This window comes from Streptomyces sp. NBC_00009, assembly GCF_045040855.1.
Taxonomy (GTDB): Bacteria; Actinomycetota; Actinomycetes; order Streptomycetales; family Streptomycetaceae; genus Streptomyces; species Streptomyces aureus.
Genome location: NZ_CP108312.1, coordinates 5544182 through 5566864, shown reverse-complemented (window position 1 = coordinate 5566864; position 22683 = coordinate 5544182). Strand labels below are relative to the sequence as shown.

Below are 22683 nucleotides of genomic sequence, written 5' to 3'. Positions count from 1 at the left end.
TACCGGGCGTGCGACGGGCCTGTATGGACGGTGTCGAGCGGGGGCGGCTGCTGTGGTTGCTGTACTTCACTGCTGTACCGCCACCAGTAGTCAACTCCGTCCTTGCCGGGCTGGTCTCGCAGGTCCCCTGGTGCATGTTGGGGACGCTTGCGCTGACCCGAGCCCAACACCTGCAGGCATGAGGGACGGAGGTGTGGTCACGCCTCCGTAACCCACGATTCTGCAAGGTCACCAGGGCTTGGTGTTGGTGGCATTTCAGCAGTTAGTTGCGCCGAGTTGTCCACGGCTGGGGTTCAAGCAAGCGTTGTTGCCCGGGCCGCCGTCGTTGGTGTTGCTGTCCTGCTGGCCGTTAAGGGAGTCGTTGCCGGCTTCGCCGAAGCTGTTGTCGTTGCCGGTGCCGCCGAGGATGGCATCGTTGCCGGCATCTCCGTGGAGAGTGTCGTCGCCGGCGTTGCCGTTGATGGTGTCGTTGCCGTTGCCGCCTTCGATGCGTTCGTTGCCGTCACCGCCGCTGAGAGCGTCGTTGCCGTCGCCGCCGCACAGCAGGTCGTTGCCGCCGAGGCCGTTGATGACGTCGTTACCGCCGAGACCGAAGATCGCATCGGGTCCGGAGGTTCCGTTGAGCACGTCCGAGCGGCTGGTACCGGTGATGACGTTGAACCCTCGAGGGTTGGCCGGGGTGACGTTCGCACAGGTGGGCGGGGTCGCCGTGTAGGAGAAGGTGAGTGTCGGGAGCTCGGTAGCGTCGGTGGTTGCAGCCGCACCGGACACGGCGGACGACGCGAACGACGATCCCGCACCACCGCCTCCGGCGTTGCCGGCGCCACCGCCACCGAAGTAGCCGCCGCCACCACCACCTCCTTGTAGGTTCCCGGCGCCGCCGGCACCGGCGACCCCAGAAGACCCGTTGCCTGAGGGGTGAATGCCGCCGCCGCCGCCGGTGGAGCCGCCGCCACCGCCGCCACCACTGGTGGCGCCGCCGCCACCTCCACCGCCGGCGGTGGAGAGGCTGGCACTGCCGCCGGCGCCCGGAGCGGACCCTGCTACGAATCCTGCGCCACCGGCGCCACCAGGGCTGTTGAAGCCGCCCCCGGCGTTGCCTGATCCTCCGGGAGACTCGCCACTGCCTCCGGGGCCGCTGCCGTGGCCTCCGCCTCCGAATGCCGCCGCTCCTCCGCCACTGGCAACGAGTAGACGCGGCTCCTGGGAGGTGTTGTACAGGCTCGTACAGGTGGTGCCCGCTGCGACGGCGCAGGTTTGTACGCTAGTGGCACCTCCGCCCCCGCTGCCATTGGTGGTGCTACCGCCACCGCCGTTGTAGCCGCCGGTGTTGTTGAAGACCCCGCCTGCGCCTCCGACCTCGATGTACAGGGGTTGCCCAGAGGCAACGTTGAGGGCGGTGGCCGTAACGGTACCGCCGTTTCCGCCGGCACCGGCGAGCTCGCCGCCTGGGGCGCCGGTGGCGGTGATGTTGTTGAGTTGGGTAATGCCGGTGGGTGGGGTGAAGGTGAATTCGCCGCCGGTGTTGCCGCTGATGGCGTAGGTGCAGGTGATGATGTTGCCGTTCTGGATGGCGGTGATTCCCGTGGTGCTGTTATCGGCTGTGTTGGTGCCGCAGTAGGGGGTCTGCGCGTAAGCGACCGTGGCCAGAGCTGGAGTGACGCCGACGGAAGCCAGTACCACCGCCGCGGCTGCCACGATGGTGCGGTGGAGGCGGGCACCAGCCCGCCCGAAAGTTGAGGCGCCGGTCCTGGGTGCAACGTTCTCGCGTGGCATAGCGACAGACCTTTCTCGGGCCTTCTGCCACACCTGGTGCGTGGCACTAGACGGTTCCGGCCCACAGCTGTTGCAGCCACCTTGGCTCACAGAGCCCCAGCCACCGCGAAGCCAAGCATGACGATCCGTCAGAATTACCCGGACGGCCTCGCCTTCCTGGGCTTCACCTCACAGCCTGAGACGCCGACCGCCCACCACCATCCACTCCCGTCCCGTACGCCGTCGACCCACACGCTGTGGAGCGGGCGTGGTTCCTGGCGTCGAGGTGGCGGCTCGGGTGCCCACCCGTAGTCGGCGGGGTCCAGGTGATGGTTGCGCACGTCTGGCGTGCAGCCCACAGATCGATGAGGGAGGCGAACGGGACACTGGTTCGATGACTGAATCACACGCGAAGGCGGATCTCCGTCTATATCTGCAGGATGCCCGTGACGCGCTGTTGTGGAAGCTGGATGGCTTGTCGGAGTACGACATCCGGCGTCCCATGACTCCGACAGGCACCAATCTGCTGGGACTGGTCAAGCACCTGACCGGCGCCGAAGCAGCGTATTTCGGCGAGACCTTCGGCCGGCCGGTTGAGGGGCCGCCGCTCTGGATCGTGGGGGCTGCCGAGCCGAACACTGACCTATGGGCGACCGCCGCAGAGACGCGGGAGCAGATCGTCGACAGTAATCACCGCTTTAGGAGCGAGGTGGGGCGTCACAGGCGTGACCTGTGGATTTCCCAGCGTAGGTAGGGGCCGGTGGGACTACCCCCTGTGCACCCGCGTTCCCCGTGAGTCCCCGTTCGTTCTGGCACGAGAGTGGCACGGGCGGGGCTCTTTTCCGGCGAAGGTATAGCCGCGGTCGCTCAGACGGCCTGAGCGGAGGTCCTGCGCAGTGGTGATCTTCAGTCCCCGGAAGAACCGAAGAATCCGACATGGGTAGGTTGGCTGTCGGTGTAGAGGACCACGTAGACGCCCGTCCAGCGCATCCTGTCTTCACCGAGCAATGTCGTGTCCTCGCCCCTAAGAGGCCTGGTACGCAGGGCCTCGTATGCCCGAGCCATCGCGCCTTCGTACTGCTCCACGCTTGGGCGATCCGTGCCAAAGTGGTGCACAAGTCGGGCGGTGGGGAGCGGGCGGAGCGTGAAGTAGTCCGAGGGCTCGGTCGTCTTGACTATGCGCTGCACGTCCAGAATGGAATGCGTGCCCCCCTCGCCCATGAACTCCTCATCGGCGTAGAGCTCGTCAAGGCTCCCATACTCCTCGCCGCCGCCGAACAGCTCCTCGAAGACCTCGTCGTGTAGGGCCTTGAGTGTCGTCTCGACGCTTCCTCTGTAGGGAGTGACGTAATCCCACCCACTAGCGCCCATGCCCCGCCCTCTTTCCCGCAGTTGCCGAGTAACGGAGCCTCACGCTAGCGCCTAGCTCCGACACTCGATGAGCGATGCGTACTATCCGCCAGCCCACCACCCTCCCTAGCTCCCATCCCGTCCGCCGTCGACCCACACACCGTGGAGCGGGCGTGGTTCAGGGCGTCAAGGTGGAGCGCGCCACTGTACGAACGACCTTGACGCCCTGGGCCGCGTCTGCTCGGCTCTGCCTGGGTCGACGGTGGACGGGATGGGAGCCCACAACCCTCGCCATCCACGGGCCCGCAGTCGGGAACGGCGCCCCCTCCATCCCGGTGCCGGCCGATCCCCCGCCGGAGGCATCATCTTGTGCCTGCGGATAACGACCCGTCCTTGCCCGCATGCACGCAGCGCGCCGCCGGGCGCGGCCAGCCGGGGCGGAGACAGGAGGCAGGCCGCGCCGTCGAGGCGGCGCGCGCCGGCGCCGTGCGCGGGCCTTGATGAAGTAGGGAAAGTTCTATCGCGCGGGTGTCAGGTGCTTGCCGTCGTGACTCCGAACGTGAGGGCCCGCCCCGTCGAGGGCGTCCAGGAGCCGGATCGCGTAGACCTCGGACATCCGCTCGGCGACCTCTTCGGGCGTGAGCCAGTCGACCGCTGTCGATTCGCTCGACGTGCGCTCGGTGCCCCCGGAGGGCTTGCAGCGGAAGACCAGGGCCACGATGCCGCGGGTTGTGTTCTTGTAGACCCCGGTGAGCTCGTCCACCTCGACGTTGATGCCCGTTTCTTCCCAGACTTCGCGCTGGACGCCGGCCTCGGGGGTCTCGTCGAGTTCGAGCACGCCACCAGGCAGTTCCCAAGTGCCGTTGTCCGCACGGCGGATCGCCAGGAGTCGGCCGTCCTCGCGGACTACCACTCCGGCCACCGACACGGAGTGCAGTGGCGTTGACTGGCCTTCCTGGGCGCTGTTACTCATGTACAGGAGCATAGGAGGAAGAGAAGGACTATGGGAACTGCGGTAGGAGAGGGGAGGGCTGTACCTCGGTACGTGCAGATCGCTGAAGACGTCGTTCAGCAGATCAGGGCAGGAGTCCTCAAGCCCGGCGACATGGTGCCGAGTGAGTCGGAGCTCGTGGAGCGCTACGGCGTCTCCGGCGGGACGATTCGTAAGGCCATGGTCGAGGTGCGGGCCAGTGGGCTCGTCGAGACCCGGCACGGCAAGGGTTCGATCGTGAAGGATCGGCCCCCGGTACGGCTCCGCCCGTCGGACCGCTTCCGGCGTTCGCATCGGCAGGGCGGCAAGGCCGCGTATCTGGCGGAGTCCGCACAGTCCGGCGCCGCCGCCAAGGTGAGCGTGCTCTACATCGGGCCCATGGAGGCCCCCGCGGATGCAGCCGAGCGGCTGGGCGTAGCGGCCGGCACCCAGGTGCTCGCCCGGCGGCGCCTCTACTTCCGTAACGGCACACCCGTCGAGACGGCTACGTCGTACCTCCCGTGGGACGTCGTGAAGGACATCCCCGAGCTGTTCGCCGAGAACCCCGGCGGTGGTGGCATCTATGCCCGACTCGAAGACCACGGGCACGAGTTCGCCGAGTTCGTCGAGACGCTACAAGCGCGCCCGGCCTCCAAGGCGGAGTCATCGGAGCTGGCGCTCAGCCCCGGCGCCCCGGTGATTCATCTGATCCGTGAGGCCCTGACGACCGAGGGTCGCGTGGTCGAGGTCTGCGACACCCTCATGGCCGCTGACCAGTTCGTTTTCAGCTACCGGATTCCTGCCGCCGACTGACGCCCGCTCAACTCCCCGCAGCCCGCCGTGACTTATCTGTCGCGGCGGGTGACTCATGTATAGGAGTGATGCACTCTTCTTCATGTCACTCATGTACATGAGTGACGGAGTCCAGCCTCTATAGAGGAGTGATCCGCTGTGCGTCAGATCCCCGTCGACACCTCCACCGCCACCGTGATGGTGGCCAAGTCCCCGCAGCCCAAGGTCAAGAACCGCAGACCGGCGAACTCGCCCAGGACGTCGAGACCGGCGCGACCCTGTTCGTCGTGGATGTGATGTTCGCGGTCAACGACGAGGTCGAGATCCTCTCCGTGACTGTCCCGGAGCCGGGCATCACCGGTGAGCTTCAGATGGGCACCCCGGTCGGCCTCACGGGGCTGATCGCCCGGCCGTGGGAGAACGACTTCGGCAACGGCAAGCGGCACGGCATCTCGTTCCGCGCGGTGGCCGTGACCTCGCTCGTCGCGGGTGCTTCGAAGCCGAAGGCGGCCTGATCATGACCGGCTACACGGTCGCCCTCCTGGTGGTCGTCGCTGCCGCAGTGCTCCTGCGGTGGCGGCGCCCCGCCTGGTACTGGATGTCCTTCGGGGTCACCCTCGCCGCGCTGCGGGTCGCCGTCCGCTACACCTCGGTCATGGACGCCTGCGGCCTGACGGTCCCGCCCTCGCGCTGGCGCCTAATGCTGGCCCGGCTGGCGAACCGCCCGGTCCCCAACTCCCGCGCCCCGCGCATCCTGCGCATCCGTCCGACCCGGACTGGCCTGGTCTTACGGCTCAAGCTGAGGCCCGGGCAGGACGCCTTCGATGTCGCCGCAGCTACCGACCGGTTCCGCCACTCGTTCGCCATGTACGGCGTCACTTCCCGTGAACTGTGCTCGGGTGTCGTCGAGTTGAGGATGACCGGTTACGACGTGCTCAAGCGGGTGCAGATGCCCGCGAAGACCGATCCAGCGCCGATGCGCATCCCGGTCGCCCTGCGCGAGGACGGCGCCGTGCACTACCGCGACTACCGTGCCGTCCCGCACGCGCTCACCCTCGGCGCCACCGAGTCAGGCAAGTCCGTCTACCAGCGCAACCTCGTGACCGGGCTCGCGGCCCGGGATGTGGCTCTGGTCGGCATCGACTGCAAGCAGGGCGTTGAACTCTTCCCGCTGGCCCGCCGCTTCTCCGCGCTGGCCGACAACGCCGACACCGCCGCCGACCTCCTCGACGCGCTCGTGGCGCACATGGGGGACGTCTACCAGCTCATCCGCGCTCACCAGCGCATCACCGCGGACACCCCGGATGCCGAGATCGCCTCCGACATCTGGGACCTGCCCGAGGACCTGCGCCCGGTCCCGATCGTGGTCCTGGTCGATGAGGTCGCCGAACTCGCCCTGTTCGCGAACAAGGCTGAGGAGAAGCGCCGGGATCAGATCATCACGTCCTTGGCCCGTCTGGCTCAGCTCGGCCGGGCTGCCGGGATCTATCTGGAGATCTGCGGGCAGCGCTTCGGCTCCGAACTCGGCAAGGGCATCACGATGCTCCGCGCCCAGCTCACCGGCCGCACAGCGCACCGTGTCAATGACGAGTCCTCGGCGAACATGGCCTTCGGCGACATCGCCCCGGACGCGGTCCTCGCCGCGGTCCAGATCCCCACCGATGCCCCCGGCATCGCCGTCACGGGCGACTCGTCCGGCGGCTGGGCCCGTATCCGCGCCCCGCACACCTCGCTGCGCCAGGCCGTGAACATCTGCAACCGGCACGCGGACCGCGCCCCGGATCTGCCCGAACTCGCCGCCTTCCGGCCCACGCTGCCGCATCTGGCCACGGTTCCCGCCCCGGCTGCCGAGACGGTCCCCTCCGCGGCCTAGCTCCCCCCTCGCCCCGGTCGGCGCGACCGCCTTCGCGCCAGGTCCTTACCCGAGCCATGCCCGAACTCCCCGAAGGAGGTGAAGACATGAACCGCTCGATCCGCCCGGACGCCGTCCTCGTACAGGCCGGGATCGCTGGGGCCCTGTCCTTCGCCCACCTGCACGACCTCGCCGCCGCTGCCGGACAGGACGGATGGAAGGCGTGGGCCTACCCGATCAGCGTCGACCTGCTGCTCGTCGCCGCATGGCGCCGACTCCGTAGCGACGGTCCGTCCCGGCTCGCCTGGTGCTGGTTCGTGATCGCCCTGGTGGCCTCCCTCGGCGCCAACGTCGCCACCGCCGGATTCCTCGACCTCGCGCACCCTCCGGCCTGGCTGCGCTTTGGCGTCGCCGGATGGCCCGCACTCGCCTTCCTCGGCGGCACGCTCCTGGCCCACACCACCCACGCGGTCGAGGACCCGGGACCGGTTGTGCCGGCCGAATCCGCCCCGGCCGTGGCGACCGAACGCGTCGCCTCGACTCCGGAGCCGGAACCCGTTCCCGCCGTCGTGCCCGATCCGGCTCCGGCTCTGCCCGCCGCTGACCCGGCGCCCGCACCGCCGGTTCCCGCCCCGCTGGTCGACCACGCCCGCAAGGTCGCCGACGAACACCGCACCCGCACCGGCACCCCGATCGACACCGACACCCTGCGCGCCCGCCTCGGCGTCCCCGCACCGATGGCCGACGCCATCGCCGCCCAACTCACTTGAACAGAACCGGAAGGAAGCCCCGGATGACCAACAACCCGGCCGACCTGACGAGCGCTGACTACCTCGACGGCGCACAGGAGATGCACGCCGCCGGACGCCCCTACCTGGCCCACCTCCTCGCCGAGGAAGCCGCACAGCGCACCACCGACCCGGCCACCGCACACAGCATCCGCGCACAGTTCCCCGACCCCACCCGGAAGGACTGATCGACATGCCTGCCCGCGACTTCTTCCACTCCATGATGCAGATCGGCCCCGTCCAGATCGGCACCCACCGCGACCGCCACGGCCACACCAAGTACGCCGCCGTGTGCAGCGCCGACCGCTGCGGCTGGTCCTCCGACTACTCCAGCCAGTCCGCCGCCCAGCTCGCCGCCCGCACCCACCGCTGCAAGGTCCGCTGAAGGAGGCCACTGCCATGGACGTCCCGCTCTGGCTCGCCCTGATCGTCGTCGGCTACCTCGGCATCAAGCTCATCCGCCCGCCCTGGTGGCTCGTGGCCGTGCTCCTCCTCGGCGGCTACTTCCTCGCCGACAGCGTCTTCGGCCCCCTCATCGGTACCGCCGTCAAGTAACCGACCTCGAAAGGAGATCCACCATGCTCCGCCCGAAGATCCCGACCATGCCCCAGCCGACCGGCCTCGTCGCCCACCCCGCCGTCGTCGAGCCGACCACAGTCATCCAACAGGTCCCGGCGGCCCCCGCGCCCATGCCCGTCGCTCCGGCCCCGGTCTCGACCCGGCCAACCGTCCAGCTCACGCCCGGCACCGTGGTCGCCCTCGTCGGCGGCGGTACGACCGTGGTCCTGGTCGTCGGCGCCGTCCTGGTCTCGATGCTCCTCGCGATCGCCATCACCGGCGCCTCGCTCGCCATCTGCGCGCTCGTCATCCGCTCGCTCATCAGCGCAGACACCAAGCGTCGCTGACCGGCCCCGGAGCGGCCTCTACCGCCAAGTTTCGTCCGCTCCGGGAGCCGTGCCCCTACCGATCTCTCCACCGGAAGGAACACCCATCATGACCGACCGCACCCTCCCCGCGCCCCGGATCTGCCCGGCCTGCGACGGCTTCGCCTCCGCCGCGATCACCCTCGGCGGCCGTGACCACCGCGGACACCTGCGCACCATCACCGCGCACTGCTCGGCCTGCCACGGCATCGGCACCCTGACCGCCCGTGTCGCCGCTCTGGCCGGGGGCCGCGCATGACCGACACCGCGACCTTCGCGGGCCTGGACCCGGTCACCCTCGGCGATCTGCTGAGCGTGGCCGGGTCGGACGGCTTCGACCGCTGGCAAGACCAGATCCGCCGCACCGGCGGCTGCGCCGACCCGATCCACCTCACCGGCTGGTCCCTCACCAAGGACAAGACCACCGGACAGACCGTGCACCACTACAGCACCGAGGGTGAGCCGGGTGGGCGGCTGCGCATCGCCTGCGGCAACCGCCGCGCCTCCCGCTGCCCCTCCTGCGCCTGGACGTACGCCGGAGACACCTACCACCTCATCCGCGCCGGACTCGCGGGCGACGACCGCCGCGACATCCCTGGCACCGTTCGGGATCATCCGCGCGTCTTCGCCACCCTCACCGCCCCGTCCTTCGGCCCGGTCCACAACCGGCCCCCCTCCAGCCGCTGCCGCTGCGGCGTCCTCCACGGCCCGGACGACTCGGCGCTCGGCACCGCCCTCGACCCCGCAACGTACGACTACGCCGCCGCGGTCCTCTTCAACAACCACGCGGGCGAGCTGTGGATGCGCTTCACCAACCGGCTGCGCTGCGAGATCGCCGCCCGCGCCGGACTCTCACAGCGCGAACTCAAGGAAGCTGCCCGCCTCTCGTATGGCAAGGTCGCGGAGTTCCAAAAGCGCGGCGCGATCCACTTCCACGCCGTGATCCGCCTCGACGGACCCGACGGGCCTGAGACTGCGCCCCCGTCGTGGGCCAGCGTCGACCTCCTCGCCGACGCGATCCGCGCCGCCGCTGCGCATTCGTACACCTCGGTCTCTGTGCCGGCCGTTTCAGACCAGCCCGCCCGCACCTTCCGCTGGGGCAAACAGCTCGACGTACGCCCGGTCAAAGCCTTCAGAGACGGCTCCGACATCACCGAGCAAGCCGTTGCCTCGTACGTCGCCAAGTACGCCACCAAGGCCGCGGAGAACACTGGCACCCTCGACCGCCGGATCGGTGAACTCGCCGAACTCGACCGCCACGGCGTCCCCGACCACGCCCGCCGCCTGATCACCGCATGCCGCGACCTCGACGGCCTCTACCCGGACCGCCGCCTCTGGGGATGGGCCCACATGCTCGGCTTCCGCGGCCACTTCTCCACCAAATCCCGCCGCTACTCGACCACCCTCGGCGAACTCCGCCAGGCCCGCGCCGACTTCCGCGCCACACAAGAGCGCGACGCCCTCGGCCTCGACGAACGCGAGCCGGACACCGTCCTCGTCCTCGCCGACTGGCAGTACGCCGGACACGGCCACACCCCCGGCGAGTCCGCGCTCGCCGCCACGATCGCCCGGGGCCTCCAGCTCAACCGCGACACCGCACGCGAAGCCCTACACGACCAGCTCGCCATGGAAGGGGCCGCAGCATGAAGGACCGTTACCTCAGCGTTGACCAGGTGGCCGAACTGCTCGGGACCTCGTCGCGTTTCCCCCGCCGCCTCGTAGCCGAGCGACGCATCACCTTCGTGAAGGTCGGCCGTCATGTCCGCATCCCGGAGAGTGCCGTGGACGCGTACATCACGGAGCACACCGTGGAGCCGATCAGCTGCCGTACCTCGCGCCTCAAGGCGGTGGCCTGATGCCCAACGACAAGGGACGCCGTCGCCGCTTCGGATCCGTGCGCAAGCTGACCTCGGGGCGCTTCCAGGCCCGCTACCGGGGCCCTGACGGTCTGATGCGCACGGCTGACAAGACTTTCGCCACGCAGACCGACGCGGACCGCTGGCTCGTCAAGCAAGAGGCAAAGATCCTTGATGGCGACTGGAAGAACCCTGACGTCAAGATCGCTTTCGGCGACTTCGCGGAGGCATGGTTCAAGGACCGCGACTACGCGGCCACCACACGGGAGCGCAACGCTGTCGTACTCAACCGATACATCCTGCCAACGTTCAGCGCGGTCCCCCTGCGGGAGATCACCACCCCACAGGTACGACGCTGGCGTACAGACCTCCTCGACGCGGGCGTCGGCGCGGCCTCCATCGCCAAGGCGTACCAAGTCGTCCGCGCGATCCTGCACACGGCCGTCGACGACGGACTGATCGAGCGCAACCCGTGCCGGATCAAAGGCGCCGGATCAGTCACGCACACCGAGCGGCCGTTCCTCTCCGTTCCGGAGGTGTACCGCCTGGCCGACGCTGTTCCGCCTCACTGCCGCGCGCTGATCCTCCTCGCGGCGTTCTGCGCGCTCCGCTTCGGCGAGCTGGCGGCCCTCCAGCGCCGTGACATCGACCTGGAGGCCCGTACCGTCTCCGTCCGCCGCGCCTACGCCGAGACGCGCGCCAACGGCCTCACCGTCAAGGCTCCCAAGAGCGCGGCCGGTGTCCGTACCGTCGCCTTCCCGGCCTCCCTTGCCGAGGAGTTGGCGCACCACCTGGCCGAGTACGCCGATGCCGGCCGAACCGGGCTCGTCTTCGTCGGGGCCCGCGGTGGTGTCCTGCGCCGGAACAACTTCCGGCGGATCTGGCTCCGCGCGCTCGCCGCGACCGGCCTGGGCGACGTCCACTTTCACGACCTCCGGCACACCGGCAACACCCTCGCCGCGACGGGCGGCGCCTCCACGCGCGAGTTGATGCACCGCATGGGGCACTCGTCCGTGCGGGCAGCGCTGATCTATCAGCACCTCGTCAACGGTCGTGACCATGTGATCGCCGACTACGTGGACGGTCAGATCAGGAAGGTGAAGCGGCCCCCGCACGGCCCATCTGGCACGTAAGTGGCACGGCGCCGAAGAGTGGCCGCGAACGACTAAGACCCAGGTCCCCGGATTCGCACCGGTTGACCTGGGCCTTACTCATGTCCCGAGACTGGTGGGCGCGGACGGTTTCGAACCGCCGACATCTGCCTTGTAAGGGCAGCGCTCTACCACTGAGCTACGCGCCCGGGATGATTCGACAGCCTACCTTGCCCGTGGTGGTACCCCGCAAACCCGTATCGTCCGGCAAAGTCCCAGGGCCCAGGGCGAACTATCCGGCCCGTGTGTTCGTCATTAACCGGTGGGAGAATGACAGCGGGCAGGGCGGATGAGTGCACGGGCGAGGGCAGCACGGGAGAGGGTAGTGACGGCGACACCACCGATGCGGCCGTATGCGTCGTCCATGCGAGCGCGCGCCGCGCTTCGCGATCTGCTCGGGCTCGTCCTGCTTCCGCTGCCTCTCATCGCCGTAGCTGTCGCTGCGGCACCGGCCGCGTTCGCCGGGGGCGGCACCCGGCGCTGGTTCGGGCGTGGGGAGGGCCAGCGGGCGGAGGCGCAGGCCGCCAAGGACGCCGCCGCGGCCGCGTTCTACGAACTCGACACCGCCCAGCGCGATCTGCGGATCTCCATCGAGACCATCACGGCCGTCGACGACTCTCCCGCCGCGCGCCGCACCGTTTCCGACTTCGAGGCTCTCGGCCGGCGGATCGACGAGGCCAGCCTGCAGTACATCACCGCCGTGGACGCGCACGACCTCGACCGGGACGACCTGGAGGCGTCGGTCGCTTCGCGGGCGCGCGCCGAGCTGAGCCGGGCCAAGGACGAGCTGACCAAGGTGAAGCTGGACCTCGACCGGTTCTCGCAGGGCCTCGGGCCGCTGCTCGGGAAGGCCGAGACGCAGCTGGCGCGGCTGGCCCCCGCCGTCGAGCGGGCCCGGCAGGCGCTCCTCGCGGCGAGCAACTCCCTGGACGCCGTGCGCGGCGCCGGGCTCAAGGCCGACGATCTCGCCGCCCGCCTCGCCGCCCTCGGGCCCGAGCTCACCCGGCTCAACCAGGGCGCGGGCCAGCATGGTGTGCCGGAGACCCTGGAGCGCGCCGAGCGGGTTGCCCGGGACGCCGAGGCCGTGCGGGCCGAGGCGCAGCGGCTGCCGGAGCGCGCCGCCGAGATCGACCGCCGCCTCGTGTCGCTGCGGACGCGCGCGCAGGCTCTGACCACGCGGGCCGGGCAGGTCGAGCCCATCCTGAGCGAGCTGCGCAGACGGTTCACGGCCCCCTGCTGGCAGGACCTCCAGCATGTGCCGGAGCGCGCCGCGGAGAACGTAAGGCAGGCGGAGCTGAAGCTCGGCGAGGCGCGTGCGGCGCGGGACGAGCAGCGGTGGCCGGACGCGACGTCGCGCCTGTCGACGGTCCGGGCCCTGCTGAATACGACGGACGAGGACGTGTCCGCCGCCTCCGACCGGCTGCACCGGCTGAACGCCGTGGCGAAGGACCCGCAGCAGGAGATCGACCGGACCCGGTTCGCCATCCGGGACGCGCAGCGGCTCGCCATGTCGGGACGCAGCACACCCGAGCCGCGGCACGCCCGCCCCCTCGACGACTCCGTGGCCCGCCTCGACCGCGCCGTCGCCGCTCTTGAGGGGCGCCACCCCGATTACTGGCATTTCCTCACGGAGACGGGGGCCGTCCGGCAGACGGTCGCCCGCGTCGTCGCCCAGATAAGAGAGGAGCGGGGGGCCCACTCCTGAGCCGCACTCTCGTGAGCCGCATCCTCCCAAGCCGCCCGTCCTGAGCCGGCCCCTGAGCCGCACCCTCCCGAGCCGCCCCTCCTGAGCTGGGCTCCTGAGCTGCCCGCCCATACCTGACCCCCGAGCCGTCCCTGTTGGCGCCCTCGGGGCGACGGGCGGATCCTTGAGGTACGTACGTGCAAGGGAGGCGACCATGGCCACGCATGTACGCGAAGTCCGCCCAGCCCGGTTCCGGCACTCGCGCGTCGTCCTCGACGATCATCTGCCCGTCGACCACGGACTCAGCATGGTCTACCGGATAGGCGCGGGCCTGATGGGGCTCGTGCTGGTCGCCTTCGGCATTCTGGGGCTCATCGATCACATCGGATTCTTCGACACCGGCGGTGACAGAGTCGCCGGCCTGAACACGAACGGTGCCCTCAGCGTCCTGTCCATCTGCGTCGGCCTGATCCTTTTCGCCGGCATGGTCATGGGACGGAACATCGCCTCGACGATCAACATGACCTTCGGCATCCTGTTCATCCTCAGCGGCTTCGTGAATCTCGCCCTTCTCCAGACCGACTACAACTTCCTCGCGTTCCAGATCCAGAACGTGCTGTTCAGCTTCGTGGTCGGTGTGATGCTGATGGCCTTCGGGATGTACGGGCGCGTCAGCGGAACGCTGCCGCACGACAACCCGTACTGGCGTGCGCGCCACCCGGAAGCCGCCGCCCGCGAGGACCGCGTACACGCCGCCCGGCAGCCGCACCCCACCCCCGAGGTCACCAGAGCCGCCGGGGCCACCGAGGTCTCCGGCGCCACCGAGACCACAAAGATCACGAAGATCGCGAAGATCACTGATGGGTCCGGGCGCCGAGAATAATTGATAAATAACCGGCTCACGTGCCAGGCTGCCCCCATGACGCGCAAGGACAGGGGCAGCTCGCGCACGGACGGCCCGAGCCGGGACGGCGCGCCGGGGGTCTCGTACACCGGACGCGGCGTCCACCGGATCGCCGTGGAGGCGCTCGCGCGGCGGATCTTCGACGGGACGTACTCGGAGGGGGATCTCCTCGATCTGCCGGGGCTCATGGCCGAACTGGACATCAGCCAGACCGTGCTGCGCGAGGCGATCAAGGTGCTGACCACCAAGGGTCTGCTGGACGCCCGGCAGAAGCGGGGGACGTTCGTACGCCCGCGAGACGACTGGAACCTCCTCGACAGCGACGTACTGCGCTGGACGATCGACTCCGGCGCGCCCGGCGCCTTCTTCACCGACCTCCTTGAGCTCCGCCGCGCCGTCGAGCCGGCCGCGGCCGCGCTCGCCGCGTTGCACCGCACGGACGCGGATCTCGCCGCCCTCGACGCCGCACTGAGCGCGATGGCCGCCGCCGAGCAGACGCCCGGCATGACCGACGCCGTCATGACCGAAGGCGTCATGACCGAAGGCGACCCCGTTCTCGCCGTACGCGCCGACGCCTCCTTCCACACGGCGCTCCTCACCGCCTCCGGCAACCCCTTCTTCGCGCAGATGCGCCGCGTCATCATCCCGGCCCTGGTCGTACGGGACCGGCTCGTGCACGCCGGACGGCACGAACACCCGCTGCCCGCCCATGCCCGGGTCGCCGACCGCGTGCGCGCGCGGGACCAGGACGGCGCGTTCGCCGCGATGCTCGACGTGATCGAACTGTCCAAGCGCGGACACCCCTGACACCGGCCCCGCCCCACCCCCGTAACACCCGAGAGGAACCCGTACGTGAAGATCGCCCGCATCGAGACCTTCCTCGCTCCGCCCCGCTGGATGTTCGTCCGCGTGGAGACCGACGAAGGGGTCGTCGGCTGGGGTGAGCCCGTCGTCGAGGGGCGCGCGGAGCCGGTGCGGGCCGCCGTCGAGGTACTCGCCGAATATCTGGTCGGCCAGGACCCGCTGCGCATCGAGGACCACTGGCAGGTCATGACCAAGGGCGGCTTCTACCGCGGCGGGCCGGTCCTGTCGTCCGCCGTCGCCGGGCTCGACCAGGCGCTGTGGGACATCAAGGGCAAGACGTACGGGCAGCCGGTGCACCAGTTGCTCGGCGGGCCGGTGCGCGAGCGGATCCGCGCGTACGCCTGGGTGGGCGGGGACGAGCCGAGCGAGGTCAGGGACGCGGTGAGCGCCCAGGTCGAGGCCGGGTTCACGGCGGTGAAGATGAACGGCAGCGGGCGCATGACGCCGCTCGCCACGCGCGAGGAGGTCCGCGCGTGCCTGTTGCGCGCGGAGACGGCCCGTGAAGTCCTCGGTGACGAACGGGACTTCGCGCTCGACTTCCATGGCCGCGTCTCCCCCGCGAACGCCCGCCGGCTGCTCCCGCTGCTCGCCGAGTACGCGCCCCTGTTCGTCGAGGAGCCCGTCCTCTGCGAACACATGCACGCCGTCCCCGACCTGGTGAACGCCTCCAACATCCCGATCGCGCTCGGCGAACGGCTCTTCACCCGACGGGAGTTCCTCGCCCCGCTCCAGGCCGGCGTCGCCGTGGTGCAGCCCGATATCTCACACGCGGGCGGCATCTCCGAGCTGCGCCGCATCGCCGCGCTCGCCGAGATGTACGGGGCCCACATCGCGCCGCACTGCCCGCTCGGTCCCGTGGCCCTCGCCGCGAGCCTCCAAGTCGCCTTCACCACACCGAACTTCCTGATTCAGGAGCAGTCGATCGGCATCCACTACAACAAGGACGCCGAACTCCTCGACTACGTCGCCGACCGCGAGCCGTTCCGCTTCGTCGGGGGATCGCTGGTGCGCACCGAACGGCCCGGCCTCGGCGTGGACATCGACGAGGCGGCCGTACGCGCCGCCGACGCCAAGGGTCACGCCTGGCGCAACCCCGTGTGGCGGTACGAGGACGGCTCGTTCGCCGAGTGGTGACCCGAGTCGAGTATCTAAGCTTACAAAGCACCCTTAAGCGCACTTAAGAGCCCCTAAACGCCCCGAAACGCCCCTTTGAAAGGAATCGAGGAAGAGCACCATGGACTTCACTACCGCACTGCGCGCCGAGCGCCTCGTGGCGATCGTCCGGGGAAGCGATCCCGACGCGTCGTTCCGTACGGTCATGGCCCTGGCCGAGGCCGGAATCCCGCTGGTGGAGGTGTCGCTCAGCGGCCGTGACGCCCTCACGGTGATCCGCAGGGCGCGGGACGAGCTCGGCGACGACGTCTGGCTGGGCGCGGGCACGGTCCTGACCGCCGAGGACGCCCGCGAAGCGGCCGCGGCCGGGGCGAACCTCATCGTGACGCCAGGGCTCGGCCCCGGGGTCGACGAGTCCCTGCGGCAGGGCCTGCCCGTGCTCGCCGGGGTGCTCACCCCGACCGACGTCATCGCGGCCGAGGCGTCGGGGGCGACGGCCCTGAAGATCTTCCCGGCGTCGGCGATGGGCGGCCCGTCGTATCTGAAGGCGCTGCGAGGGCCGTTCCCCCGGACGCCGTTCGTGCCGGTGGGCGGGGTCGACGCGGCGGCGGCGACCGCCTATCTGGAGAGCGGCGCCATCGCGGTCGGGGTCGGCTCGCCGCTCATCGGCGACGCGGCGGACGGCGGGGACCTGGGTCAGCTGCGCAAGCGGGCGGCCGAGTTCAAGGCGGTGTGCGGATGACGGCGCCGGGACCGGCTTCGGGGCCGAGCCCTTTCCCGGCCGCCTCCCCCGTTGCCTCCCCCATCACGTCCCCCGACGCCTCCCCCGACGCCTCCCCCGTCGACGTGCTCACCTTCGGCGAGACGATGGTCGCGCTGCGCGGCCACGGGCCGTTCAAGCTGGGCGGCTCGATGGACCTGTCCGTCGCGGGAGCCGAGTCGAACGTCGCCATCGGGCTCACCCGGCTCGGCCACAGCGTCCGCTGGGCGGGCGCGGTCGGCGCCGACGAGGCGGGCGAACTGGTCCTGCGCACGTTGCGCGCCGAAGGCGTCGACACGTCCTGCGTCACCCGTGACACCGGCGCCCCTACGGGCCTGATCCTGTTCGAGCCGCGGCTGCCCGAGGTGACGCGGGTCCAGTACTACCGTGCAGGCTCGGCGGGTTCGCGGCTCGACGCCGACCGCGTCGAGCGGGCCTTCGCGGCCGGTCCGCCGCCCCGCGTCCTGCATCTGACGGGGATCACGCCCGCGCTCGGCACCTCCGCGCGCGACGCGTGCCGGCGCGCCCTGCACCTCGCCCGCGAACACGGCGTTCCGGTCAGTCTGGACGCCAACTATCGCTCTCGGTTGTGGAGTTCGGAGGAGGCCGCTGCCGAACTGCGCGACTGGATCCCGTACGTGGACGTCCTCATCGCCTCCGACGACGAGCTGCCGCTGTGCGCGCCGCCCGGGCCGGACGCGGTCAAGACCCTCCTCGGTCTCGGGGTGCGCGAGGTCGTCGTCAAGCTCGGCGCCGACGGGGCGGTCGCCCACTCGGCCGGCGGTGAGCTACGTGTCCCGGCCCGGCCGGTGCGCGCGGTGGACGCCGTCGGGGCCGGTGACGCCTTCGTCGCCGGCTATCTCTCCGCGCTCCTCGACGGCGAGGACATAGCCGTCCGCCTCGACCGCGCCGTGACGACGGGCGCCTTCGCGGTCGCGCAGCCGGGCGACTGGGAGGGGGCCCCCACGCGGGCGGAACTCGGGCTGCTCGGGGCGGGCCAGGGGACCGTCGTGCGCTGACGTCCGCCGGGCGTGGCCGCTAACCTGTGCCCATGCCACGCTACGAGTACCGCTGCCGGACCTGCGGCGACACGTTCGAACTGAGCCGCCCCATGGCCGAGTCCTCGGCCCCCGCGGACTGCCCCGCGGGCCACGACGACACGGTGAAGCTGCTGTCGACGGTCGCCGTGGGCGGCACCGCATCGACCTCCGCCCCGGCCCGCCCCGCGGGCGGCGGAGGCGGGGGCTGCTGCGGCGGGGGCTGCTGCGGGTGACCTCCGGCGGTTGAGTCCACGGAGGGTGAGTGCATGGGGGCCTAACCCGTACGTACGGCGTGCGGGTGGCCCCTACGGGTACGTGCGGGGGTTCCGGACCTCCCCGATCAGCTCCCGCAGGATCGTCTCGCCCGCCGCGACACCCCGGTCCTCCAGGGCCGTGACGTGGGGTGCCGTCCAGCCCACGTCCGCCAGCTCGCCGTGGCCGGGGCGCCAGGCGTGGTCGGCCGCGAGGAGCAGGTCCGCGTCGAGCAGGGAGTCGCCGGCCGCCAGCGTGAGGTCGGCGCCCGAGCGGCGGGCCACCTCACGCATGGCCGCACTCTTGGTGAGCGGCTTCGGGACGGCGTAGATCTTGCGGCCCTGGAGGGAGACCGTCCAGCCGCGGCTCTCCGCCCACACGGCGAGTTCCTTGACCCAGCCCTCCGGGAGCAGGGACCGCTCGACCACGAGATACGCGAAGAGGTCCTCGGCTACGCGTTCCTTCAGGAGCCACGCCGGGTCGGCCGTCCGCACCAGATGCGCCCGCACCTCGTCGAGCGGCGCGCACTGGGCGCCGAGCCGCTCGCCCACAGCGGCACGCCAGTCCGGGTCGGACACCCCGTCCACCAGCAGGTGCCCGCCATTGGCGCAGATCGCGAACTGCGGTGCGGGGCCCGGGAGATGGATGCGACCGTACTGCTCGCGGGTGCGGGTCGTGGTCGGGACGAAGAGTGCGCTGCGGCCGAGTTCGCCGAGCAGCGCGGCCGCGTCCTCGGTGACGTAGGAGAGGGGCTTGCCCTCGTAGACCTCGACGCACAGCAGGCGCGGCGCCTGGGCGTCGGGCATGGTCAGGCCGAGGGCTGCGGCGGAGTAGATCAGGGTGCGGTCGAGGTCGCTGGCGACCAGGGTGACGGGCGTCGCGCTCACTTCGCGCCCACCGCCTTGCCGTCCGCGCCGGTGGCGCCCCGCGTGTACTTCGGGTGGATCAACCCGACGCAGGTGTAAGGGAGTTCGGCGACCTCCTCGACGGGCACCCCGCGCTGCTCGGCGAGCAGGCGTACGTGGTCGAGATCCGCGCCGGCGCCCGTGCGGGCGAGTATCTTCCACGGGACGCGGCGCAGCAGCACGCGGGTCGTCTCGCCGACGCCGGGCTTCACGAGGTTCACGTCGTGGATCTCGTACTCCTCGCTGATGCGCTCAACAGCCGCCCAGCCCTCCCAGGTGGGCGCGCGGTCGGCGGAGAGCATCTCCTTGACCTGGGCGTCCACGGCGTCGGCGACCTCGTCGAAGCGGGCCTCGACCGTGTCGAGGAAGTGCGTGGAGACGTCCGCCTCGGCGAGCTCGCGGTAGAACTTGCCGCCGTGGAAGTCGTTCGGCCCGACGAGGTCGGCGCGCAGCACCGTACGCGATATCAGGCCGGAGACCGTCGAGTTGAGGCACGCGGACGGGATGAGGAAGTCCTCACGGGTGCCGTAGGTGCGCACGCAGGAACCAGGGTCGGCGAGCACCGCGATCTCCGGGTCGAAACCAGGGCCTCCCTCATTTTGCTGATGGGCCTCAAGCGCTTCCGCCAGTTCGCGGGTGATCGCGCCCTTGCCGGTCCAGCCGTCGACGAAGACGACGTCGGCCGGGTCGTGGTGGGCGGCGAGCCAGCGCAGCGCGTTCGCGTCGATGCCGCGGCCGCGCACGATCGAGACGGCGTAGTGCGGCAGGTCGAGGCCGCGCCGCGCCTGCGCCCACCGGCGCATCAGCACGCCGACGGGCGTCCCGGCGCGGGCGAGCGAGACGAGTACGGGGCGCGGGGACCGCTCCGCGAGCACGGTCTCGGTCACGACGCCGACGGCCTGCGCGATCCGCGCGGCGGACACCTCCAGGGCGGACTGGAACAGCGCCTGGTACTCGGCGCTCGGCTGGTACTCGACGGGCAGCGACTCGGCGTAGTGCGCGCCACCGCCCTGTATCGCCTCCTCGCGCTCCTCGGTCGGGGCCTCCAGCTCGACGTCCGAGAGGTCCTGGAGCAGCCAGCCGACCTCGTCGGGCGCGTACGAGGAGAAAGCGGGGCCGCGGAGGGGCTCGGGGAGCGTGGGGGGCACGAGGGGCCTTTCGGGGGCGGCCTTTGCGGGGGTGGCCCTCTCGGGGGCAGCCCTTCCGGGGGCAGCCCTATCAGGGACGTACGAGGGCACGACGGCGAGCAGCACGCGCGGGGTGTGCTCGGCCAGACGCGCCAACAGGCCGTCGGGAGCATGCAGTTGAGGTGTGTCCGCAGTGGAGTCGACGACGGCGACGATCGCGTCGAAGTCGCCGCCCGCGACGTTGTACGCGTACCGCTCGCCCGGCCCGTCGGCCGGGTCGTCGTGGGCGGGGAAGACGAGGCGGGTGCGGATCGCGTAGCCGGGGTCGTCGACGGCGAGGACCGGCGAACGAGTCGTGGTGGAGTAGCGCACCTGCGCCTGCGTACCCTTCTCGACCTCGCGGGCCAGGGCGAGCGGCGCGTACATCAGCTCCTCGAAGCCGAGGACGAGCACGCGGCGGGCGTCCCCCAGGGGAGCGACGAGGCGGGCGGCCATCGCGGGCAGCGCCGCGTCGAGCGCCGCGCGGTGCTCCGGCGTGAAGCCGTGCCGGCCCCCGTCGGGCACAGACGCGGGCCAGCCGAGATCCACACGCGTCACGCTGCCGGGCTCGGCGCGCGACTCGCTGCCCGGCTCGCTGCGCGGCTCGGTGTGCGCCGTCGGGACCTCGGCGAGGGACTCGTGGTGGGCGACCAGGGCCTGACCCTTGGCGAGGACGTCGTCGGGGAGCTTGACGGTGCCGGACGCGGACGCGACCAGGTCGACGCGGGCGCCGATCTCACGGGCGAAGTCGGCCAGGCGGTCCCGGTCGTCGGGCGAGCGCATGTCGACGAGGGCGACGATGACGTAGTGCTCGCGCGGGTAGCGCTCGTGCAGGGCGCGGATCGTGTTCAGGACCGTATTGCCCGTGGAGAACTCGTCGTCGACGAGGACGAGCGCACCGTCCCCCGCGAGGAGGCGGGGGTCCTCGGGCAGCAGCAGATGCGAGGTGGCGTGCGAGTGGGACTCCTCGAAGCCGCCCGCGCGGGCCACCCCGTCGACGGGGCGCCGCGTCGAGTGCAGATAAGGCGCGAGGCCCAGGCCGTCGGCTACGGAGTGCCCGAGGCCCGTCGCCGTCTCGGCGTATCCGAGCACGACGGCCCGCCGCGCCGCGTTGTCGCCGAGCAGCTCGCGCACCCGTAGACCGAGGTCGTAACCGGCGCGCCAGACCACGGCCGGCGACTGCGGCACGTGTTTGCCCAGGACGTTCGACACGAGCAGATGGGCCCGCTTGGGATTGCGGCGCAGGGCAAGGCCCAGCAGCCCGGATATCTCCTCGTCACCGACGAGCTCGACTCCGAGCCGCTGTGCGACCCATGTCCCCGACCAGACCACTTCGCCCCTTTTCATTGCTTTCATCATGACTCGCGCGCTCATCACGCGGGCAGGCCGGCATTGAGCAGCTCCACGAAGCCGACGTCCTCATGAGCGACGCCGAAGGCCTCCGCCCGCTGAAGAGTCCGCTCGGCCCAGGCCCGGTGCGGCTTCACTTCATTCATCTTGTTCGTGTACGCGGATCTGAGGACGCCGCCACCGCCCCGCTCGGGCCGCAGAATGTCCTGGGCGTCCCCGTACTCCTCGTGACTGACCACGGACAGTGCGTGCACGGGCATCACGTGCGAGGGATGGATGCAGGTCTTGCCGAGCAGCCCGTTGGCCCGGTCCAGCTCGATCTCGCGCAGCAGGCCGTCCATGTCGTGCTCGATGAGCGCCTGTCGCAGCTCGACGGCCCGGCTCTCCAGGAAGGGGCTGCGGCGCAGCTGCGGCTTGAACATCCGCTCCTGGTGCCGGAAGTACTCCCAGACAGGGCCGGTCACGGTGAAGCCGGTGCCGTCGGCGCGGCCGAGCAGATTGACCACGTCCCCGATCACGGAGGCCACGACCTGGACGTCGTACGCGGTCATGTCCGGCGGCCTGCGCAGTCCGTACGCGGAGCAGAAGTCGGTCACGCCGAGGCGCAGGGCCAGGACGCGGTCGCGGTACTTGTCGACGGTGCGGGCGATCCCGGCGAGGGTGTCACCCCGCGTCTCCAGATGCAGGAGCTCGGGCGACTCCAGGACGGGCATCGCGAAGAGGCGCCGCCCGGTGGCCGCCTCCGCGGCGGAGAGCGCCTCCAGGAACGGCACGCCCCGCTCCTCGGTGAATTTCGGCAGTACGAATCCGGACAGCAGCCGCACGGCGGGGCCGAGACGGCGCACGAGGTCGGTGATCTGCCCGGCGGCGCGGACGCGGATGAACAGCAGCGGAGGCTGTGCGTCCGGTCGGGCCGCGAGGTCGGTGAACTGCCTGACCAGGTTCTCCTCGGCGTCCGCGACCTCGGCGTCGTCGATCGAGTCCTCCAGGCACAGCACCATCGAGACGACGCCCCGGCCCGCCTGCTTGAGGACGTCGTCGGCGAGGCGCGGCCGCGTGGCCGGGCTGTAGAGCGTGGCACCGAGGGCCGCCGCGAGCATGCGGGGCGACGAGTCCGCGGTGAAGTCACCGGGCTCCCGGTAGAACAGGCGCTGCCGCACCTCAGGGGCGATATGCCCGAAATGACGCATGAGACTCCCCCGTCGTGC

Annotated in this window: 24 protein-coding genes, 1 tRNA gene and 2 pseudogenes; 20 read left to right on the top strand and 7 right to left on the bottom strand. The window is 70.6% G+C overall.

Annotated elements, in window-relative coordinates:
* Window positions 1-255 precede the first annotated feature (255 nt).
* On the bottom strand, window positions 256-1698 hold the full coding sequence (locus OHA58_RS25085) for a calcium-binding protein (protein ID WP_405481521.1): 1443 nt from the start codon (window positions 1696-1698) through the stop codon (window positions 256-258).
* A 451-nt stretch (window positions 1699-2149) separates the two neighbouring features.
* Between OHA58_RS25085 and OHA58_RS25080 the strand changes: the two are divergent.
* Window positions 2150-2452: pseudogene (locus OHA58_RS25080) on the top strand (DUF664 domain-containing protein); the annotation flags it as partial.
* Between the two features lie 209 nt (window positions 2453-2661).
* Here OHA58_RS25080 and OHA58_RS25075 read toward each other — a convergent pair.
* Both OHA58_RS25075 and OHA58_RS25070 read right to left on the bottom strand, forming a co-directional pair.
* The gene (locus OHA58_RS25075; RefSeq protein WP_405481520.1) at window positions 2662-3126 is read right to left on the bottom strand and encodes a hypothetical protein; all 465 of its coding nucleotides are present in this window, start codon (window positions 3124-3126) and stop codon (window positions 2662-2664) included.
* Between the two features lie 496 nt (window positions 3127-3622).
* A complete protein-coding gene (locus tag OHA58_RS25070) occupies window positions 3623-4090 on the bottom strand; it encodes an NUDIX hydrolase (RefSeq protein ID WP_405481518.1) in 468 nt (155 codons plus the stop codon).
* An 18-nt stretch (window positions 4091-4108) separates the two neighbouring features.
* Here OHA58_RS25070 and OHA58_RS25065 point away from each other — a divergent pair, with 18 nt between their 5' ends.
* The 12 genes and pseudogenes from OHA58_RS25065 to OHA58_RS25010 all read left to right on the top strand — a co-directional run bounded on the left by OHA58_RS25065 (window position 4109) and on the right by OHA58_RS25010 (window position 11419).
* Window positions 4109-4888: a GntR family transcriptional regulator gene (locus OHA58_RS25065; protein ID WP_405481517.1), complete on the top strand. Its 780-nt coding sequence runs from the start codon at window positions 4109-4111 to the stop codon at window positions 4886-4888.
* A gap of 138 nt (window positions 4889-5026) precedes the next feature.
* Window positions 5027-5382, top strand: a pseudogene (locus OHA58_RS25060) (hypothetical protein).
* A 2-nt stretch (window positions 5383-5384) separates the two neighbouring features.
* Window positions 5385-6740: an FtsK/SpoIIIE domain-containing protein gene (locus OHA58_RS25055; RefSeq protein ID WP_405481515.1), complete on the top strand. Its 1356-nt coding sequence runs from the start codon at window positions 5385-5387 to the stop codon at window positions 6738-6740.
* 86 nt (window positions 6741-6826) lie between these two features.
* Window positions 6827-7489 carry a DUF2637 domain-containing protein gene (locus OHA58_RS25050; RefSeq protein WP_405481514.1) on the top strand — a complete coding sequence of 221 codons (663 nt, stop codon included), beginning with the start codon at window positions 6827-6829 and terminating at the stop codon, window positions 7487-7489.
* A gap of 23 nt (window positions 7490-7512) precedes the next feature.
* A complete protein-coding gene (locus OHA58_RS25045) occupies window positions 7513-7695 on the top strand; it encodes a hypothetical protein (protein ID WP_356007501.1) in 183 nt (60 codons plus the stop codon).
* 5 nt (window positions 7696-7700) lie between these two features.
* Complete coding sequence (locus tag OHA58_RS25040) at window positions 7701-7892, top strand: mobile element transfer protein (RefSeq protein WP_405481512.1); 192 nt, start codon at window positions 7701-7703, stop codon at window positions 7890-7892.
* 14 nt (window positions 7893-7906) lie between these two features.
* A complete protein-coding gene (locus OHA58_RS25035) occupies window positions 7907-8062 on the top strand; it encodes a hypothetical protein (protein ID WP_376538747.1) in 156 nt (51 codons plus the stop codon).
* Between the two features lie 23 nt (window positions 8063-8085).
* Window positions 8086-8412 (top strand): SpdD-like protein, encoded by a 327-nt coding sequence (locus OHA58_RS25030; RefSeq protein ID WP_405481510.1) that lies wholly within the window; start codon window positions 8086-8088, stop codon window positions 8410-8412.
* 88 nt (window positions 8413-8500) lie between these two features.
* Complete coding sequence (locus tag OHA58_RS25025) at window positions 8501-8689, top strand: hypothetical protein (RefSeq protein WP_405481509.1); 189 nt, start codon at window positions 8501-8503, stop codon at window positions 8687-8689.
* Window positions 8686-10077, top strand: coding sequence for a replication initiator protein RepSA (gene repSA, locus OHA58_RS25020; RefSeq protein ID WP_405481507.1), 1392 nt, complete (start codon window positions 8686-8688; stop codon window positions 10075-10077). Before OHA58_RS25025 ends, repSA begins: the two co-directional genes overlap by 4 nt.
* Window positions 10074-10286, top strand: coding sequence for a helix-turn-helix domain-containing protein (locus OHA58_RS25015; RefSeq protein WP_405481506.1), 213 nt, complete (start codon window positions 10074-10076; stop codon window positions 10284-10286). Before repSA ends, OHA58_RS25015 begins: the two co-directional genes overlap by 4 nt.
* Window positions 10286-11419 carry a tyrosine-type recombinase/integrase gene (locus tag OHA58_RS25010; RefSeq protein ID WP_405481504.1) on the top strand — a complete coding sequence of 378 codons (1134 nt, stop codon included), beginning with the start codon at window positions 10286-10288 and terminating at the stop codon, window positions 11417-11419. The genes OHA58_RS25015 and OHA58_RS25010 overlap by 1 nt, the downstream gene beginning before the upstream one ends.
* A gap of 92 nt (window positions 11420-11511) precedes the next feature.
* Here the strand turns inward: OHA58_RS25010 and OHA58_RS25005 are convergent.
* Window positions 11512-11586 (bottom strand) — tRNA-Val (locus tag OHA58_RS25005).
* A 215-nt stretch (window positions 11587-11801) separates the two neighbouring features.
* Here OHA58_RS25005 and OHA58_RS25000 point away from each other — a divergent pair.
* From OHA58_RS25000 to OHA58_RS24970, 7 genes are all read left to right on the top strand, one after another.
* Window positions 11802-13142 carry a hypothetical protein gene (locus tag OHA58_RS25000; RefSeq protein WP_405481503.1) on the top strand — a complete coding sequence of 447 codons (1341 nt, stop codon included), beginning with the start codon at window positions 11802-11804 and terminating at the stop codon, window positions 13140-13142.
* A 193-nt stretch (window positions 13143-13335) separates the two neighbouring features.
* Window positions 13336-14004 carry a DUF4383 domain-containing protein gene (locus OHA58_RS24995; protein ID WP_405481501.1) on the top strand — a complete coding sequence of 223 codons (669 nt, stop codon included), beginning with the start codon at window positions 13336-13338 and terminating at the stop codon, window positions 14002-14004.
* A 36-nt stretch (window positions 14005-14040) separates the two neighbouring features.
* Window positions 14041-14832 carry a FadR/GntR family transcriptional regulator gene (locus OHA58_RS24990; protein WP_405481500.1) on the top strand — a complete coding sequence of 264 codons (792 nt, stop codon included), beginning with the start codon at window positions 14041-14043 and terminating at the stop codon, window positions 14830-14832.
* Between the two features lie 45 nt (window positions 14833-14877).
* The gene (gene dgoD, locus OHA58_RS24985) at window positions 14878-16023 is read left to right on the top strand and encodes a galactonate dehydratase (protein WP_405481498.1); all 1146 of its coding nucleotides are present in this window, start codon (window positions 14878-14880) and stop codon (window positions 16021-16023) included.
* 100 nt (window positions 16024-16123) lie between these two features.
* Window positions 16124-16744, top strand: a complete 621-nt coding sequence (locus OHA58_RS24980; RefSeq protein ID WP_405481496.1) for a bifunctional 4-hydroxy-2-oxoglutarate aldolase/2-dehydro-3-deoxy-phosphogluconate aldolase — start codon at window positions 16124-16126, stop codon at window positions 16742-16744.
* On the top strand, window positions 16741-17781 hold the full coding sequence (locus OHA58_RS24975) for a sugar kinase (protein WP_405481495.1): 1041 nt from the start codon (window positions 16741-16743) through the stop codon (window positions 17779-17781). The genes OHA58_RS24980 and OHA58_RS24975 overlap by 4 nt, the downstream gene beginning before the upstream one ends.
* Window positions 17782-17813: 32 nt before the next feature.
* On the top strand, window positions 17814-18035 hold the full coding sequence (locus OHA58_RS24970; protein WP_375985923.1) for a zinc ribbon domain-containing protein: 222 nt from the start codon (window positions 17814-17816) through the stop codon (window positions 18033-18035).
* A 72-nt stretch (window positions 18036-18107) separates the two neighbouring features.
* Here the strand turns inward: OHA58_RS24970 and OHA58_RS24965 are convergent, their stop codons facing one another.
* From OHA58_RS24965 to OHA58_RS24955, 3 genes are all read right to left on the bottom strand, one after another.
* The gene (locus OHA58_RS24965; protein ID WP_405485157.1) at window positions 18108-18860 is read right to left on the bottom strand and encodes an HAD family hydrolase; all 753 of its coding nucleotides are present in this window, start codon (window positions 18858-18860) and stop codon (window positions 18108-18110) included.
* A gap of 77 nt (window positions 18861-18937) precedes the next feature.
* Window positions 18938-21472, bottom strand: a complete 2535-nt coding sequence (locus OHA58_RS24960) for a phosphoribosyltransferase (protein WP_405481494.1) — start codon at window positions 21470-21472, stop codon at window positions 18938-18940.
* 26 nt (window positions 21473-21498) lie between these two features.
* The gene (locus OHA58_RS24955) at window positions 21499-22665 is read right to left on the bottom strand and encodes an HpcH/HpaI aldolase/citrate lyase family protein (RefSeq protein ID WP_405481493.1); all 1167 of its coding nucleotides are present in this window, start codon (window positions 22663-22665) and stop codon (window positions 21499-21501) included.
* Window positions 22666-22683 lie beyond the last annotated feature (18 nt).